Below are 15,521 nucleotides of genomic sequence, written 5' to 3'. Positions count from 1 at the left end.
TTTTTAACGTAGTCTTTCCTTTAAATTATACTATATTTTCACGTTTATGACAACAGAAAAACGGAATAGCTTTTTCTTAAATCGACATACTTTAGCCGTCCGAATGAAAATGTGGCGCCTTCGGCGCAGTTATAAAACGAGCTGGTCAGCTCGTTTTTTCTATAGCAGTCTTCGGCCCGCAGGGGTGAAGACTACCTTTATACAGAGCGAACGGGAGCACCGGATCTCAATTTACCGGTACTCCCGCTGTCTTTATTTATTCAGAGTAATCCTTAAGGATGAAAATTACTGAATTTTCATATTCGCATTAATGTTGTCAAATACAAGCTCACTTCTCGGAATAGCTGCAGCCAGATGCCATTCTGTATTGTCATCTTCATCCGGCTCGTCATTGTTTATGCTTGTTCCTACAGTCACTTCAAGCACACCGTTGCTCTTTACCATCAGATCTTCAATCCTGTATTCGATATTTTTCTTCACAGACGGCTGATCTGCAATGTAAAGAACATTGTCCTTGAAGAAATTATCTTTCAGTAACTCGTCCTTTATATGAGTGTATTTTCCGTCGTAAAGATCATTGATACGGTCAAAATCTTCCATTGAATCGATCAGACTTATATTTACTGTGTTACCCTTTGATTCAACTTCCGTTTTCGAAGCAGACTTTACTGATTTTTCATTGATCTGATTAATGATCCTGTATCCGTTTTCACCCTCCTGAGAATGGCCGTTGCTTACAAAGGAAGCAACATCTGACGGATCTATGACGCTCTTAGGAACTGCAGCAGCGAGCATCCTATAAACCATCTGTTCTCCTCCGACAGATACCTTAGTACCGTCTTCATAATAATGCACAGTGGTATAAGTAATATAGTCCATTCTCAGATTATTCTCTTTATCGAAACTCAGCCTGTATATCCAGCTTTTCGGATTGGTGTTGCCGGAATATAAAGTCTGATAAACGAGGAAGTTATCATCGAAGAATTCCTTTGAAATATCAAGTCTGTTTATTACACCTGAAGGCTCGATACCGTTTTTGCTCATTTCTTCTTCAAACTGTTCCATCGATGTTATCATTCCTGAAACTACAGGATAACTTCCGCCTTTAAATCCTACGTTAGTAGAGTTCACTATCGTACACTTGTCAGTAATATAAGTACGTTCCCTGATTTCATTGAAATGAACAATAGTTTCACTTTCACTGTTTTCAGATGCCGGCACTACTGTAATGTAGTGAAAAACACTCGCCAGAGCCGTCATAAATTCAGGGATCTCCTTGTCGTAGTAAAGATGAACATTGCCATCCTTATCAAGCTTCACTCCGGTCAGAGTATATTTAACTCCGTTGCATCCTTCCGAGTTATCGACCATGACTGCAAGTCTGTTAGTCTTAAAGAATTCCTCGTTTGCTTCGATGCCTTTCTTTGCAAGTTTCTTGTTTTCTTCACTGTTTATGCCGATATATTCATCATAATCCTCCATCGAAGATATCATTATCGACTTAAGATCAGAGTTCCATTTATCTACATCTACACCTACTGTTACAGTTTCGCAGCTGTCGCTGATATCGGTTATATCACTTGTAACAGCCGGAGATGGAACCGATGCATTCGGTGTTTTTCCAAGTGAATCTATTTTCTTTGAAAGATACTGTCTGAGCATCGCAAGATCTGCGAGTGTAACATCTCCGTCACTGTCAACATCTGCTGCTTTCTTCTGGTCTTCAGAAAGATTTCTGTCACCTAAAAGTGCGAGTGAAAGTTCGGTAAGGTCAGTTACATCTATCTTGTCATCGGCGAAAATATCCCCGGCTTTAACATTATCTTTATCATTATTGACAGGTACAGCCGGTTCTGCAGGATCATCAGTTTCATTTTCCGGAACAGTCGGACGATCAATGAAGAACGCCTTTAAATCTTCACCTTCATAGTTTTCATACCAGTCAATATACTGATTCATTACTTCTTCCGAGGCATGAATGTAATAAACAACATCGTTAGCCATAGTATAAGTATTATACATTTCCGAATCAGGGAGAAGAACTTCGTTTATATCGAAGCCATCCGAAAATTCAAGAAATATATATGTATCTTCTGTATATCCTCCATTTTTAAAGAGCCATCTGTATTCCTTTGCTCTCTCTGCTCTGGCTGCAGCACCGGAAGTCGGTGGAAACCAGAACTCTGCCTTTTCTACTATATCAAGTTCAACGTATTCTTTTAAATCTTCCGGAAGAGTCTCAATAATATAAGCATCATCTTCCCAGTACTGCTGAATGTAGTGATATTCTTTAAGTTTAGGAATTTCCGCACCTGGTTTAACTTTAAACATTACAGCAACCTGTCCCCATGTACCATCTGCAGCAAGACAGTCAAGTATTTCTGAAATACTGAGGCCACTGTCTTCAAGCCGTTTTATACGTTCATTTAGTTTAGGCGCATCTTTCTTAGAGGCAGAGATAACAGATGGGCTGTTATCCTCGCTTTTAGATTCTTCTGCAGCAAAAATATAAACTGAATTTGATGCAAGCATACTTAGTGCTATGATCCCCGCTAATGTTTTTCTGATTTTTTTCATAAAAATCAATCCTTTCATAATATATTCTATTATCAGTTGTTTTCACTCGTTGTATACGATACAAAACAGTTTTTCGTATTAAAATACATTACCCGTATTGTATCTCCATAAAAATTCTTTAAGTAATACACTTCAACGGTATAAGTGTTGCCATAAACATCTTTCATAACTTCCAGTGTAATTAATCTGCCGATTTTATCTGAAGGTATGATCTCAGCACGCTTATAATACACACCGTCCGGATCAATAAGATACTGCGGAAAATCTTCCAGGCTTACTTCAGAATGTTCTGTCTCACACATAACAGTTACATCGGCAGATACCTGAGTCACGGTCTCTGTTTTTTCTTCATTTTCCCATTCAGGCACCGGAACAGGTTTATATTCCGTTGTAGTTACCTGAACCCCTGCAGGATTCGGTATAAATTGCGGCTCAGTAATGATATTTTCGGTCATCGCAATTGCCGTACCCTGAGGATTCGTCAGATAAGTCATTTCCGTTTCAGCTGGTTTATCAGTTACCGCCGGTTCAGTCACCGGAACTACTGTATGAACTTCACGGGTGACTACAGCCGGTTCTGTCTCCGGAACTTTAGTCTCTTCATTCTGTCGCTCAGTCAGTGCAGTTTTTTCGCCTGAACTTCCGCCGTTTTCGGATGATGCTTCTGTTTTTGCCGGAACTGTCTCCGCATACGAAATACTGCTTTCATATCCGGTTTCCGTTTCAGTCACTTCCGTATTTTCTCTGACCGTATCTGACGCCTGCACCGGCTTTTCGGTTTTAAGGACATCTGTTTCATACAGTTCAGTCTCAGTAACAGTCGTTACAATGGCAACTGTGTTATCTATCTCCGGACGAAGCGCTTTGTTTACTGCATTGTGATAATGAATGCAGGTACATAATGCAATTACCGCAGCTGATGCCGATGTAATTATCCATATCGTATTTCCGCTTCTTTTCTTAGGTACATATATCTCTGCTTCTTTTATAAACTTATCATCGATCTTCCAGATAGCATCTCTCAGCCGCTCCGCTTTCATTATTATTCACCTACCTTTCTTTTTAAATGCTCCTTAAGTTTTTTTTCTCGTTCTTGAAAGTACAGCCATTACATTATCTTCACTCATCGAACAGTTTTCTGCAATATCTGCGATACTGTCAAGGTACCAGTATCTTCTTACAAATATATATCGTCTGTCTGTTCTGAGATTTTCGAGGAAATCATTTATGGCATTTACAAGCTCTGACTCATCAAATTTATCTTCAACATCCTCAGAGCCCGAAACACATTCTTCAAGTTCTTCAATGGAAAAACTTATATCCCGTTTTCTTTGCTTGCCGTTAATGTATCTTAATCTGTTGAGTGAATGATTTCGGATAATTTTATACAGGAAAGCAGAAAAGAATTTTGGTCTTTCTTCAGGTATCCGGTTCCAGACTGTCAGATATGTGTCGTTCAGACATTCTTCCGCATCTGAAATATCATTAAGAACTGAACGGGCTACATACAAACATCTGTCTCTGTATTTTTGATCCGTTTCAGATATTGCTCTTTCTGATCGTTCCCAGTATAAATCGATTATTTCTGTATCTTCCAATAATCATTCACTCCTCTCGTTTATATTTTCGCTTCTATAAATATAGTGTAAATCCGAATACGTTTCTGACAAAATAAATTTAAGTTTGTAATTATTCACAAATTATGTGTTGTAGAATTATTCATCTTTTACAATTCAATCTGCATATGATAAACAGAATTTCCGGTTTCACTGTGGTTTATTTCCATATGGATATTATAAAGGATTTCAGGATATGTTTCAATACGTTTATACTTCCGTATCAATTTTATATTAATAATTGCTTGCAAATGCTTGCACTTTTCAGGTAAAAAGATTATAATAATAATTAGGGAGTGTGATAATTATGCCAGTAACAACACCTGTATATGCACGTATAGATTCCAATTTAAAAGAAAAAGCTGAAGATATTCTGCGTCAGCTCGGAATTACTCCGGCAAGTGCTATACAAATGATGTATAGTCAAATAGTAATTAAAAGAGGTATTCCGTTTGAACTGCAGTTACCTGCTGAAAAACCACTCGAACTCGGTAAAATGACAAGAGAGGAGTTGGACTCTGAACTTGCAAAAGGAATAGACTCACTTAATAACGGTCAGGGATATTCTGCTGATGAGGTGGATAAAATCCTTGCTGAGGAATTCAATATATGAATTATAAAATAATTTATTCCCCATTAGCTTTAGATGATCTCAGAAATATTTATTCGTATATTTCATTTGAATTAAAATCACCAGATACTGCAGCTAAACAAGTAAAAAAAATAAGGGAAAGAATAAAAGCACTGAACACTTTACCTGAAAGATATTCTCTTGTTGATTGGGAACCATGGAAAAGTATTAATATGAGAAAAATTCCTGTAAGCAACTATACAGTATTTTACAAGGTGGATTCCTCTGAACTATCTGTTACAATTGTGAGAATTATTTATTCCGGCAGAGATATTGAATATATTATTAATAACACTGAAAAATCGTAATTTCAGACCAAACCTACAGTAATACAGAATCCTAAATAAAATAGCAAAGGTGGTCTGCTGCGGCAGACAATTATAATGCCGGACATTCCGCGGAATGTCCGGCACCTTATGTGAATTTTATTTTAGCTGATAAATCAAAATGCTTCTTCTGTTTTTACTTCCAATAAATAATTTTTCAGCATAGCGATATCTTCTTTAGAAGTATTCCATGTCATTTCATAATCAATCGATCCATAGTGATGTGCAAATATATCCCTCATTCCAGCAATGGCTTTCCACGGCATAGCATTATATTTTGATGTGAACTCTTCTGAAAGATTCTTGATAAGTTCGCCTATCTGGAGAATAGGCATCGTAATTGAATTACGGTATATAAAGCCATCTTCTTTATTGAAAAACAAATCCTTGTCATTATGAAATGCCTCATGTGTTTTCGATATCTCATCACAATACCGCAAAACTTTTTCGACTATGACAGCATCCCTTTTTTTATCTTTCATAAAGTAAAATACCTTCCCTTCGTGCATTTTCAATTATTATGTCATCAGAAGAAGTATCGGAAACCACATCAACATGACGATTTAAAGCACTTTCCAGTTCACTTACAAAAGACATATACTGAATCAGACTTTTAAGATTACCTTTGCTTATAAGAAAATCGTAATCACTGCTTTCGTCGGCATCTCCTCTTGCCATTGAACCGAATAGCAAAATTCGTTCCACACCATATTTCTGAGCTATTGGCACTATGACAGCTCTGACTTTTGCATTATCATAACCATTCATGCTGATTCCTCCTTCCGATATTCATAGATAACTGATAATTAACGTATTTATACTGAATTTTGATTATTCTTTAACATTCAAATTTTGTGATCACTGTATTTATAGCTGTTATATTTCTGTATCTAATTAAAGTATACCGTATTTTAATCTATAAATCAATGATTTCAATAAAAATCGGCAATCACGAAGTGGTGGTCTGCCGATGGCAGACAAATTAAATGCCGGACATTCCGCGGAATGTCCGGCACCTTTTCAGAGTAATTGAATAAAGTAAAATTCATCTTTATCTTCATGCAGATATGCCATTTAACAACCCTGCCTCGTACATATTTTTATAAATTTTCTCCGGATAATATGGAAGAAAACGACGTAAGTCATCGAATTTTATCTCCTTTTTCTTCATATATCTCACCAGAGCAAGAGTTAATTCCTCACCTTCAATTTCAGATACGATTGTAACTTCTTTAAGAAGATCGAGAAACTGTAAGACTGAAACATTCTGGTCATCGACCTTTACATATGGTTTACGGAGTATCACTTTTATATTTGCCACATTTGTTTCACGATAATCTTTTGTTGCCTTGTTAGTATAGATCTCGTATACAGCTGAAACCTGAGTAGTTAAACCAAGCTGATTTGCGAACCACATTCCGCTCATATAACCACAACGTTCTGTTCCGTTCATAAGATATTTTTTTCGGATCACCGCATCAAGTGAAAGCGTTGAACCAGACTTAAAAATAGATTTTCTCGGAATAAAATAAATACCTGTATCAAATCTTTTAATCCTTCCGTCCAATGTAAGTTTTTTTAATTGCTGCCTCATAACCGCAGCATCCATATCAGGAATACTTATTTCTGATAAAAAGATCGGCTCATCTGGTTTATAAATTCCAGTAAGGTATTCATAAACTTCATCTATCTTTGTCATTATTTCAACCTCCTCTCAATACATTTTAGCAGAATTATTCTTCTATATTGTATTATATATCAAATTTAAAGAATTTTCAAGTAGTTATACTTTGAAAATTCAGCATTAATAACGGTGGTCTGCCGGAGGCAGACAATAAAAACAGCGCAGGACATTCCGTGAAATGTCCTGCACCTTTTTTCAGAGTAATTGATAGAGTATTTTCGTTATTATCCAAGCGAATCGATCTTCTTTGAAAGATACTGCTGAAGTCTTGCCAGATCAGCAAGTGTAACTGCTCCGTCACCGTCGATGTCGGAATATTTCTGCTGATCTGCTGTAAGCTCCTTGTCGCCGATAAGCGCAAGTGATAGTTCTGTCAAATCGCTAACATCAATTATGTCATTAAGATCAACATCTCCTAATGCAAATCTCGTAGCTTTACAAGGTAATGGCGCATATACTTCATCATAATAGTCTTTATCTCCATATGTATTTATTACATACAGCATTCTCTGACCAACTTCATAATTAGTCAGTGACTTGCTATCGCCATTATTGAATCCATATCCTTCCGGATTATCGGGAATCGTAATGGTTATACTGTAGCCGTTAGGTATTTCCACAGTGCTTCCGTCTACATCCGCCGTTTTTGTCGTTAAGTCAAGATCAAACAAATCTTCAGCATTCCACGGCAAACTTACGTACTGATATTCCGGATCAATATAACTGTAAACACCTTTCAAATGAAGTTTATCAAACAAAAGATCAATAAACGCTTTTTTTCGCTTAACGTTTATTTCATAAGTTTCTTCTGGATTCTTTGGAGTCAGCTCTTCTTTGTAAGGTTCAAGCTCAGTAATTATTTGTTTAATCTGTTTTGAAGTTAAGCGTATCACAATATCGTGATTGGCAGGTTCTTTAGCTAAACCCTTCTCTTGTAAAACAGTTTCTATCTCGGAAAGAGACTTTTCAAAAAATTCTGACATGAAGATATTCTCTGAAGCTGCAGATGCATGCAGCATATTGGCAGCAGTTCCGGTGAACACCATTGCTATACTTAAAATTGTAGCTATTATTCTCTTTGTTTTCATATCAAAGCACCTCCTGTGATATAAGGCCCTGCTGAATGTATTCATTAAGTTTTGACTCAAGAGAAGAAACATCAATTCCTTTACTTGATAAATATAACTTTAATGCAGTTACATCAGTAAGATCAACTGTTCCGTCATTGTTATAATCTGCAAGCACCATTTGGACATTTGAAAAAGATATTAAATTTCTGTATTTCCTGATATAATGCACCGAAAGTACGAATCGGTGAGCTGCCTCCGCCAGCTTATTATAGTATCATGCAGCAACGCTGCATGATACCTTTTATTTTGCTGCGATTAAATAACGTTATTATCAGAATTTATCGATTTTCTTTGAAAGATACTGCTGAAGTCTTGCAAGATCGGCGATGGTAACTGCACCGTCACCGTCAACATCAGCTGCTTTTTTTCTGGTTTGCTGTAAGGTCTTTATCACCTATTATTGCTAAAGAAAGATCTGTGATATATGTTACATCTATAGTACTGCTCTCATCAACATCTCCAACTAAAACATCAGCTTCATCCGAGCTGCTGGATTTATAAACAGTCTCTGCCATTTCAGCAACTGTGTATCCACCTGAACTCATAGCTATAAGTGGAGTTATTTCGTATTTAACGCCACTGTTATCAAGTTTTAACAATTCTTCATACAGTTCCGGAGTATGCTTATAGTCATTAAATGTAAATCCAAGAGTATAACCCTGTTCTTTTTTATCATCGTCAAGCGAACCACCAAATTCTTCAAATGAACTCAAAGCAAATGAAGGATACTGTTTTTTGAACTCATCTTCAGTAAGTTCCGTCGAAACATAAAGATCTTCAAGTCTGAACTCATCTTCTGTAATTTCCTGACGGTTTTCTATTGACAGAACATCCTTATCATTTTTCAGAATATCAAGGACAGTGTCTGCATATTCCTCACCTGAGATATAGAACCTGTATTCATTACTGTCAGCATACTTGTAAAACTTAACTTTAAGATCATCACCGGCACCGATCTTTTCATTGATCTCACTTACCGGCGGCTCTGTTCCTTCACGCATGGTAACAACTGAATATGATAACCCCCATACATTTGAGTTGGAAAAATGATAAGTCATTCCTTCTGGTGTTACCACTATTGCTTTTTTATTGTTGCTGTATCTGTAAACAAATGCACCTTCACCGAACGAAGTAATCAAATCATCAAAGCTGACACCTTCTATACGTCTGAACGTTCCTGACGGATTCGACCACATTTCTATTCCAGGTGTGCGTGTTCCTTCAGAGGTTAAAGCGCTTACAAAAGGTACTGAATAAACTGATGTTCCGAGCATTGCTGCTGTTAAAACAGCACTTATAATTCTTTTTTTCATAAGAAATTCCTCCTTTTATGAATCATTTTCTGTTTCTTTAACATATATCAAATACTCATCTTCGCTTTTAAAATAAAAAATACTAACCTGATCATCAGATACACTTTTCAATGGATATTCACTTACATCATATCTCAATGAATATTCACTTACTTCATAATCATTCCCCTCATCATCCGAAAGAAAAATATTTTTTATGAATTTCCCGGCATGTCCTTTGGTTATTAATAAATTTCGCTCATACTTAACTCCATCCGAAGTTTTTAAATAAACAGGAAAATCTTCTTTTGAATGATTGTGAATGTGAGAACCTGTCTGTGAAACCGACGGTTCCGATAAAGAGGTTATATCCGTAACTTCAGCAGGTGGTGCAGACGTTGATACCGGAGACGAAGTTGATTTCGGACTCGGAGACGGGTATGATGTTTGCGACGGCACCGGAACAGGAACTGTTTCTATGCTGACCGGTGTTACGGTTGAGACATCGGTCAGCGGGAAAACGGTAGGTTCAGTAACAGGAGCTACTGTCTGAACTTCACGAGTGACTTCTCTCGGTTCTATTGCCGTAATATCTGTCATTTCCGGAGGTTTTAAGTCTGGTACATTTTTTTCACCTAAGCTTCCAACGTTTTCGGACGTTGCCTCTGTCTTTTCCGGTACTGTCACCTCATACGGGATACTGCTTTCTTCTCCGGATTTCATTCCGGTCGCTTCCGTATTTTCTGTGACCGGCTCCGATATCTGAACATGCTTTTCAGTTTTAACGACATCTGTCTCATACGTTTCAGTTTCAGAAACACTCGTTGTGATCACAACGCTGTTATCTATCTCTGGCCTGAGAGCATGCTCGGTAGCATTATGAAAATGAACGCAGGTACATAAAGCAATTACCGCAGCTGATGCCGATGTAATTATCCATATCAGTTTTCGGCTTTTTATTTCCGGCTCATAGTGCTCGGCTTCTTCTATAAATCTGTCATCGATCTTACCGATAGCATCTCTCAGCTGCTCTGCATTCATTATACTCCCACCCTTCTTTTAAGATGTTCTTTAAGCTGTTTCCGTACCCTTGAAAGTATCGCCCTGACATTTTCCTCGGTCATGGAACACTTCTCAGATATGTCAGTGATACTGTCAAAGTACCAGTACCTTCTGACAAATATGAACCTCCGGTCCTTTTTAAGCGAATCAAGAAACTCGTTGATGGCAACCACCACTTCATTTTCATCGTACTTTTCTTCCGTGCTGCCGCTTCTGTCGATACATTCTTCCAGTTCCTCAGTGGAAATGCATACGTCCTTTTTCCGCTTGCTGTTGTTATAATATTTGAATCTGGTGAGTGAATGGTTCCTTATGATCTTATACAGAAAAGACGCAAGAAATTTTGGTCTTTCCGGTGGCATCAGATTCCACGCTGTCAGATAAGTATCGTTGAGACATTCCTCTGCATCTGAATAGTCGTTCAGTATCTGATTTGCGATATACATACATCTGCTTCTGTACTTTTTATCAGTTTCCGTGATCGCACTTTCCGAACGTTCCCAGTAAAGATCTATTATTTTTTCGTCTTCCAGAACCACACACCTCCATTCTGGTTGCGAGTGTTTGCCTCCCGGCTTTCACTCTATTAAGGCCTCTACTAATATAGTTTCCTGTAACACGCGTTTGTGACAAATAAAAATTAAGTTTGTAGAAAGTCATAAATCAAACATTATCAGTTTGTTTTATTTTCACAAAAGGTACCGAACGTCAGTTTCAAATGATGCCCGATACCTTTTATTTTAAAGTGTTTATTAGTCTTCTGTAATTGTTATCTTAAATTATACTATATTCTCACGTTTATGACAACAGCCAAACAAAATAGTTTTTTTGCAAATATCGCCATGTTGCAGCCGTCCGAATGAAAATGTGGCGCCTCCGGCGCAATTATAAACCGAGCGAGCTCGGTTTTTCCATAGCAGTCTTCGGCCCGCAGGGGTGAAGACTACCATTATACAAAGCAACGGAAGCACCGGATTTTTATTACCGGTACTCCCGCTGGTTTTATTTATTCAGAGTAATCAATACAGAAGAGAATTTCTTTATAAAATACATCCGCTGCTATTTAAAATGTTCCACGTGGAACATTTTATATTGTTTATTGCTCACCTTTCGCAGTCGGATCACCGATTATGCCTGCAAAAACCGGAACATTGTTTTTGTCGGCAATGTAGTAGAAGAACGGTCTGTCAATTGTAACTTCAAGCGAGCTTAAAGGTCGTGGTGCCGGTGCTGTTGAGACCAAAACTATCTGTGTATATGCTGCACCTTCGCAGCCGTCTTTATCTGTTTTTAATACAGCTTCATGGTCGATCTTACTGATTCTCACTCCATCTATAGCATTTTTTTCGCAGTCAATAATATTTGAAAAATCGCCCTTTCCAAATGCCTCTTTAATGCCCAGTTTTTTTCGAAGCGTCACGAAGATCGAATTTTGAAACAGCTTCAAATTCAGGGAAATACATATTCAGCTTACATTCTGCAGTATCGTAGTTTTTTCCGTAAATATCTGCCATAGCTGCATTGTCGGATACGATATCATTAATATCAGTTTTTTCATCCGGAACTACAAAATACATACTGAACCCATGAAGCATTTTCTTGCTGCATACCTTGTATCTGTCGCCAAAACCAACAGTGCTGTTTTCAAGGCTTCTCATATATTTACATGTCACATCTGTTCCGTCATTTCTGCGGAAAGTATCATCTTTTATGTCATAGCAGCTCTCTTTCCATGAATTTTTATAAACTACGGTATTAATAAGCCTCAGATACTCTTTATCCGGATCTCCTAATTCGATCAGCGGCTTTATCTTATTGTCAGTGTATTTATATATCCAGTCTTGTATATCTTTTTCAGTCTGCTCTTTTTGGGAATAATCCTTTTTAAACGACGCTGCCTTATAGCGTTTGTTAAGCTCGTTAATTCCAGTATATTCAAATATATACCGGTCATTCAGCCAGACTGAATTTGTACTGCGGCAGTAGCTGTTATCATCTTTAAAATACAGTGACAGAAGATTATTGTTCTCTGTACGCAGATCTTCCATGTCATCTGCACGAAGCGCATTTACTATTTCTTCCCTGGTGGTAGTATCTGCACATTCTGCCGCCATAGAGAGTGCTGTATAATAACTTAACGGTGAGTAAACCTTATTTATTTCTCCCTTTTCATCATCTGTTTCAAGAAGAATAAGCGGCGTAGAGTCATATACAAACTCCATGTATCCGTCCGCACCTATCTTCTCTCCAGTTTCTTTCAGGTTCTGAATATCAGGCACTGCTGACGGAACAGCTGCAGGCTCAGTCGGAGGAACTGTCGGATCACAGTTATAACCCGGCTCCGGAGATGCAGGCGGTTTCGGAGAAGGCAGATTACTGAAATAAGCCTCCCTGCTCAGATCTGTTATTTTCTTTGCAAGAAACATTTTTAACGTTGCAAGGTCATCAAGCTGAACTTTTCCGTCATAGGTCACATCCGCACAGATCAGCCTGTCGCCGGTAAATGTTTTCTTCTCCACAAGGCCAAGTGATATTGTAGACAGATCTGTAACATTAACATTTCCGTCAAGATCCACATCACCCGGAATCAGTAATGAATCCGAAGCCTGCGCCGTTTTTATATTACCCGAATCAAAACCGCCAAACGATATATAGCATCCTGCAGCTAAAGTAAATGCGGATATCAGAGCCACTATCTTATTTTTTCTCATTTTAACCAGTCCTTTCATTTTTCATCTTTATAAAACTTTCTTTCGGTTCTCAAAGGGGTTTTATATACTGTTTTTCCCCTCTGTCCTTATATGTTAGCGCCCACCTATCCTGTCATCCAAAAGTGAATGTATTTTGTCAGGGCAGGGACAGTATTTTGTCAACTGAATTGGAAAAACAAACTGACACCCCCAGCACGGAGGTGTCAATTTCAATCTAGAGAGCTATGCTCTCGGCAAAATCCCACATGGCGCTCAGGTCGCTCCCCAGCGTTGCCCTATCCTCCATTGTGGGCAAAAGCCCGTTAATCAAGTTGAACCGCAACATCAGATAATCAGTGACCGGCTCCGGTTACTTCGTTTTCAAGTACAATATCTACAGATTTGCTGTCGATACAGGTCTGTTTCATCTGTGCACCATAGATAAGTGACTGACTGCAGGCACGGTTTACGAGTCGTGGATTTCCGCCTGAAAAAGTAAAAATAGATTTCATTGCATCTTCAGTGAAGACAGGATTTTCCTGTCCGGCATAATGAAGCTGTGATTCAATGTACTGCTTGGTTTCTGAAAAATCCATAGGAGTAAGAAAGCATTCAACATCTACTCTTTCAAGAATGGCTCTGTATGCGGAAAGACGGAGTTTGTCCCAGAGTTCAGTCTGACCCGAAAGTATTAGTGCCATTGGATTTTCGGAATCCATTTTGTAATTCAGAAGAAAGCGGGCCTCTTCAAGCATTTCTTTTGGCAACAGATGTGCTTCGTCAAGAATCACGACCACTTTACGTTTCTGCATATTCCTCATTATTTCAATCTGCTTATGCAAAGCGTTTCTCGCTGCATTGCGATGAAATTCGGATTTGCATCCGAGCTGGTTCAGGAGATAGTTGTAGAAGCTTCGCGGAGTCAGTTTTGAATCAGAAACGTACAGAACCATGTACTCTGATTCAGGAAGTTCATCCTTTAAACGACGAAGTGTACTTGTCTTGCCGGTACCTGGTTCACCAATCAGCAGTGCGAATGACTGTTTCTGTGCAGTGATGATCAGACGACTGAAAACTTCAGTATTCTGATGTGTTCTGTGCAGCTGATCAGATGGAATACCGCGCGTAAACGGTGTATGCTGCATACCATAAAACATTTCAAACATTTTCAGCACCCTCCAATACCTGTGAATACGAAATAATAGCTCGACGTTCCTTTTCCCCGGCGCTCTTTGTAACAGCATCAAGAAGTCTTGAAGAATCCGCTGGGATACTTTCAATTTCAGCACGTTTCGGTTTTTTAGCAACGTGTGTACCTACCTTAGCCGGTTCAGCGTAAAACGGTTCATGATTCTTTGCTTCAATCCTTACACGTGCAATATTCTGAGGATCATAAACAACATCCACCTGCTGTCCGGCATAAAGAACGCCAACATCATAATCTTTACCCATGAAGCTGATACATCCTGACTTGTTAACTTTACGGGTTTCACAGTGCAGGAAAGCAGTTGAGAGTATTGCATCATCCGGATAGCGTAATGGCATGGAATCGCATTTGAATGCCTGTTCCGGGGTTATTCCGAGTGCACTGTGTATTTTACTGTGGTAACATTCAGAGAGCCAGGCGTTAAACAGTCTGTTCAGTTCTTCTATGCTGTCAGGACGGTTCAGGTTTACCTCTTCAATGAACGAGTCAACGGTATGGTTGAAGCGTTCCTGTTTTCCTTTACCCTGAGGATTACGCGGTTTAGCATACAGCAGTTTAATACTCAGAAGACTGCATGCACGCTTCATCCATTGGGTACGATACTGTGAACCGTTGTCGAAGTAGATACGACGGGGAAGTCCAAATTTCTGAATGCCTTTCTTCAGTGTATCCTCAACAATGCTCTGCTCCATATCTCCATAAAAACTCAGCATGAACAATGTAACGTGTTGCATCGTCAATCAGACACGACATGTACGTTGGCTGCGGCTTTCCGTCGATAGTCAGCGTTGGTCCGTATTTCAGGTCTCCCTGCCACAAGTCACAGCGATGAACTCTGGCAAAACGCTGTGAACCGTATCCATGATCCTGATAGGTCTTCATCATCTGAGATGAATAACCCGCCCTTGATAGTGCACGCTGAAGCGTCGTTCGTTTCAGCATGCCAACTTCGACCTTGTTTTCAAGTTCAAGTATCTGGATGATGGTAGGGACGCTTCGTGACGGAACTTCACGGCGCAGACGGATTGCCTCTTCCAGGATCTCCTTAGTGATCACGGTATTCTGTTCCGGTACTTTCCCTTTGGGTTTTAATCCGTCGATTCCATTTCCGTTATACGCATCCACATAGCGCTGGAGTGTTCTTGTTGATACTTCAAACGTATCAGCTAATTCCCGGCGCTTGCCGTAATACTCATCCTGAGACAGAGTGGTATCAAGCAGTGGCGCTATCATGATCACACGCTGTTCAGCTATCTCTTTTGCCAGTTTCTGATTTTTCATGTCCATAGAGGTACCTCCTTGTAGT

The 15,521-nt window shown here is 38.9% G+C and carries 19 protein-coding genes; 2 read left to right on the top strand and 17 right to left on the bottom strand.

Translation table 11 applies throughout. The features are described from left to right. Positions 1-285 precede the first annotated feature (285 nt). The 3 genes from CC97_RS13560 to CC97_RS13550 are packed head-to-tail and all read right to left on the bottom strand — an operon-like array spanning position 286 to position 4,175. Complete coding sequence (locus CC97_RS13560; protein ID WP_044975509.1) at positions 286-2,577, bottom strand: dockerin type I repeat-containing protein; 2,292 nt, start codon at positions 2,575-2,577, stop codon at positions 286-288. A 32-nt stretch (positions 2,578-2,609) separates the two neighbouring features. Continuing rightward, entirely contained in the window at positions 2,610-3,617 is a 1,008-nt protein-coding gene (locus CC97_RS13555) for a hypothetical protein (protein ID WP_044975508.1), read from the bottom strand. Positions 3,618-3,650: 33 nt separating this feature from the next. Beyond that, on the bottom strand, positions 3,651-4,175 hold the full coding sequence (locus CC97_RS13550) for a sigma-70 family RNA polymerase sigma factor (protein ID WP_044975506.1): 525 nt from the start codon (positions 4,173-4,175) through the stop codon (positions 3,651-3,653). 325 nt (positions 4,176-4,500) lie between these two features. Between CC97_RS13550 and CC97_RS13545 the strand changes: the two genes are divergently transcribed. Further along, a complete protein-coding gene (locus tag CC97_RS13545; RefSeq protein WP_044975505.1) occupies positions 4,501-4,806 on the top strand; it encodes a type II toxin-antitoxin system RelB/DinJ family antitoxin in 306 nt (101 codons plus the stop codon). After that, on the top strand, positions 4,803-5,132 hold the full coding sequence (locus CC97_RS13540; RefSeq protein ID WP_044975503.1) for a type II toxin-antitoxin system RelE/ParE family toxin: 330 nt from the start codon (positions 4,803-4,805) through the stop codon (positions 5,130-5,132). The genes CC97_RS13545 and CC97_RS13540 overlap by 4 nt, the downstream gene beginning before the upstream one ends. 134 nt (positions 5,133-5,266) lie before the next feature. Here the strand turns inward: CC97_RS13540 and CC97_RS13535 are convergent, their stop codons facing one another. The 14 genes from CC97_RS13535 to CC97_RS19705 form a co-directional block, all read right to left on the bottom strand. Next, entirely contained in the window at positions 5,267-5,632 is a 366-nt protein-coding gene (locus CC97_RS13535) for a HepT-like ribonuclease domain-containing protein (RefSeq protein ID WP_044975502.1), read from the bottom strand. Next, positions 5,622-5,918 carry a nucleotidyltransferase domain-containing protein gene (locus CC97_RS13530; protein WP_044975500.1) on the bottom strand — a complete coding sequence of 99 codons (297 nt, stop codon included), beginning with the start codon at positions 5,916-5,918 and terminating at the stop codon, positions 5,622-5,624. Before CC97_RS13530 ends, CC97_RS13535 begins: the two co-directional genes overlap by 11 nt. 289 nt (positions 5,919-6,207) lie before the next feature. Next, positions 6,208-6,849: a hypothetical protein gene (locus CC97_RS13525; protein ID WP_044975499.1), complete on the bottom strand. Its 642-nt coding sequence runs from the start codon at positions 6,847-6,849 to the stop codon at positions 6,208-6,210. Between the two features lie 209 nt (positions 6,850-7,058). After that, the gene (locus CC97_RS13520) at positions 7,059-7,922 is read right to left on the bottom strand and encodes a dockerin type I repeat-containing protein (protein ID WP_044975497.1); all 864 of its coding nucleotides are present in this window, start codon (positions 7,920-7,922) and stop codon (positions 7,059-7,061) included. A gap of 1 nt (position 7,923) precedes the next feature. Beyond that, positions 7,924-8,082, bottom strand: coding sequence for a dockerin type I domain-containing protein (locus tag CC97_RS20275; RefSeq protein WP_156036912.1), 159 nt, complete (start codon positions 8,080-8,082; stop codon positions 7,924-7,926). Positions 8,083-8,235: 153 nt separating this feature from the next. Beyond that, the gene (locus tag CC97_RS19715) at positions 8,236-8,358 is read right to left on the bottom strand and encodes a dockerin type I domain-containing protein (protein ID WP_081850124.1); all 123 of its coding nucleotides are present in this window, start codon (positions 8,356-8,358) and stop codon (positions 8,236-8,238) included. Beyond that, a complete protein-coding gene (locus tag CC97_RS13515) occupies positions 8,318-9,277 on the bottom strand; it encodes a hypothetical protein (RefSeq protein ID WP_044975495.1) in 960 nt (319 codons plus the stop codon). The genes CC97_RS19715 and CC97_RS13515 overlap by 41 nt, the downstream gene beginning before the upstream one ends. 15 nt (positions 9,278-9,292) lie before the next feature. Further along, complete coding sequence (locus CC97_RS13510) at positions 9,293-10,297, bottom strand: hypothetical protein (protein ID WP_044975493.1); 1,005 nt, start codon at positions 10,295-10,297, stop codon at positions 9,293-9,295. Further along, complete coding sequence (locus CC97_RS13505; RefSeq protein ID WP_049962912.1) at positions 10,297-10,857, bottom strand: sigma-70 family RNA polymerase sigma factor; 561 nt, start codon at positions 10,855-10,857, stop codon at positions 10,297-10,299. Before CC97_RS13505 ends, CC97_RS13510 begins: the two co-directional genes overlap by 1 nt. Positions 10,858-11,414: 557 nt before the next feature. Then, positions 11,415-11,738: a serpin family protein gene (locus CC97_RS13500; RefSeq protein ID WP_044975491.1), complete on the bottom strand. Its 324-nt coding sequence runs from the start codon at positions 11,736-11,738 to the stop codon at positions 11,415-11,417. After that, on the bottom strand, positions 11,710-13,029 hold the full coding sequence (locus CC97_RS13495; RefSeq protein WP_044975489.1) for a serpin family protein: 1,320 nt from the start codon (positions 13,027-13,029) through the stop codon (positions 11,710-11,712). Before CC97_RS13495 ends, CC97_RS13500 begins: the two co-directional genes overlap by 29 nt. A gap of 332 nt (positions 13,030-13,361) precedes the next feature. Continuing rightward, positions 13,362-14,174 carry an AAA family ATPase gene (locus CC97_RS13490; RefSeq protein ID WP_044974499.1) on the bottom strand — a complete coding sequence of 271 codons (813 nt, stop codon included), beginning with the start codon at positions 14,172-14,174 and terminating at the stop codon, positions 13,362-13,364. Continuing rightward, positions 14,167-14,907, bottom strand: a complete 741-nt coding sequence (locus CC97_RS19710; RefSeq protein ID WP_197021842.1) for a Mu transposase C-terminal domain-containing protein — start codon at positions 14,905-14,907, stop codon at positions 14,167-14,169. Before CC97_RS19710 ends, CC97_RS13490 begins: the two co-directional genes overlap by 8 nt. Next, positions 14,888-15,502, bottom strand: coding sequence for a hypothetical protein (locus CC97_RS19705; protein WP_081850028.1), 615 nt, complete (start codon positions 15,500-15,502; stop codon positions 14,888-14,890). Before CC97_RS19705 ends, CC97_RS19710 begins: the two co-directional genes overlap by 20 nt. Between the last annotated feature and the right edge of the window lie 19 nt (positions 15,503-15,521).

The organism is Ruminococcus sp. HUN007 (genome assembly GCF_000712055.1).
Taxonomy (GTDB): domain Bacteria; phylum Bacillota; class Clostridia; order Oscillospirales; family Ruminococcaceae; genus HUN007.
This window is presented reverse-complemented; position numbering and strand designations above follow the sequence as displayed.

Excerpts from the sequence above, each read along its gene's own strand:
- CC97_RS13560 (WP_044975509.1), bottom strand. The coding sequence starts at position 2,577 with ATGAAAAAAATCAGAAAAACATTAGCGGGGATCATAGCACTAAGTATG.
- CC97_RS13555 (WP_044975508.1), bottom strand. The coding sequence starts at position 3,617 with ATGAAAGCGGAGCGGCTGAGAGATGCTATCTGGAAGATCGATGATAAG.
- CC97_RS13545 (WP_044975505.1), top strand. The coding sequence starts at position 4,501 with ATGCCAGTAACAACACCTGTATATGCACGTATAGATTCCAATTTAAAA.
- CC97_RS13540 (WP_044975503.1), top strand. The coding sequence starts at position 4,803 with ATGAATTATAAAATAATTTATTCCCCATTAGCTTTAGATGATCTCAGA.
- CC97_RS13535 (WP_044975502.1), bottom strand. The coding sequence starts at position 5,632 with ATGAAAGATAAAAAAAGGGATGCTGTCATAGTCGAAAAAGTTTTGCGG.
- CC97_RS13530 (WP_044975500.1), bottom strand. The coding sequence starts at position 5,918 with ATGAATGGTTATGATAATGCAAAAGTCAGAGCTGTCATAGTGCCAATA.
- CC97_RS13525 (WP_044975499.1), bottom strand. The coding sequence starts at position 6,849 with ATGACAAAGATAGATGAAGTTTATGAATACCTTACTGGAATTTATAAA.
- CC97_RS13520 (WP_044975497.1), bottom strand. The coding sequence starts at position 7,922 with ATGAAAACAAAGAGAATAATAGCTACAATTTTAAGTATAGCAATGGTG.
- CC97_RS20275 (WP_156036912.1), bottom strand. The coding sequence starts at position 8,082 with ATGGTGCTTGCAGATTATAACAATGACGGAACAGTTGATCTTACTGAT.
- CC97_RS13515 (WP_044975495.1), bottom strand. The coding sequence starts at position 9,277 with ATGAAAAAAAGAATTATAAGTGCTGTTTTAACAGCAGCAATGCTCGGA.
- CC97_RS13510 (WP_044975493.1), bottom strand. The coding sequence starts at position 10,297 with ATGAATGCAGAGCAGCTGAGAGATGCTATCGGTAAGATCGATGACAGA.
- CC97_RS13495 (WP_044975489.1), bottom strand. The coding sequence starts at position 13,029 with ATGAGAAAAAATAAGATAGTGGCTCTGATATCCGCATTTACTTTAGCT.
- CC97_RS13490 (WP_044974499.1), bottom strand. The coding sequence starts at position 14,174 with ATGTTTGAAATGTTTTATGGTATGCAGCATACACCGTTTACGCGCGGT.
- CC97_RS19710 (WP_197021842.1), bottom strand. The coding sequence starts at position 14,907 with ATGGAGCAGAGCATTGTTGAGGATACACTGAAGAAAGGCATTCAGAAA.
- CC97_RS19705 (WP_081850028.1), bottom strand. The coding sequence starts at position 15,502 with ATGGACATGAAAAATCAGAAACTGGCAAAAGAGATAGCTGAACAGCGT.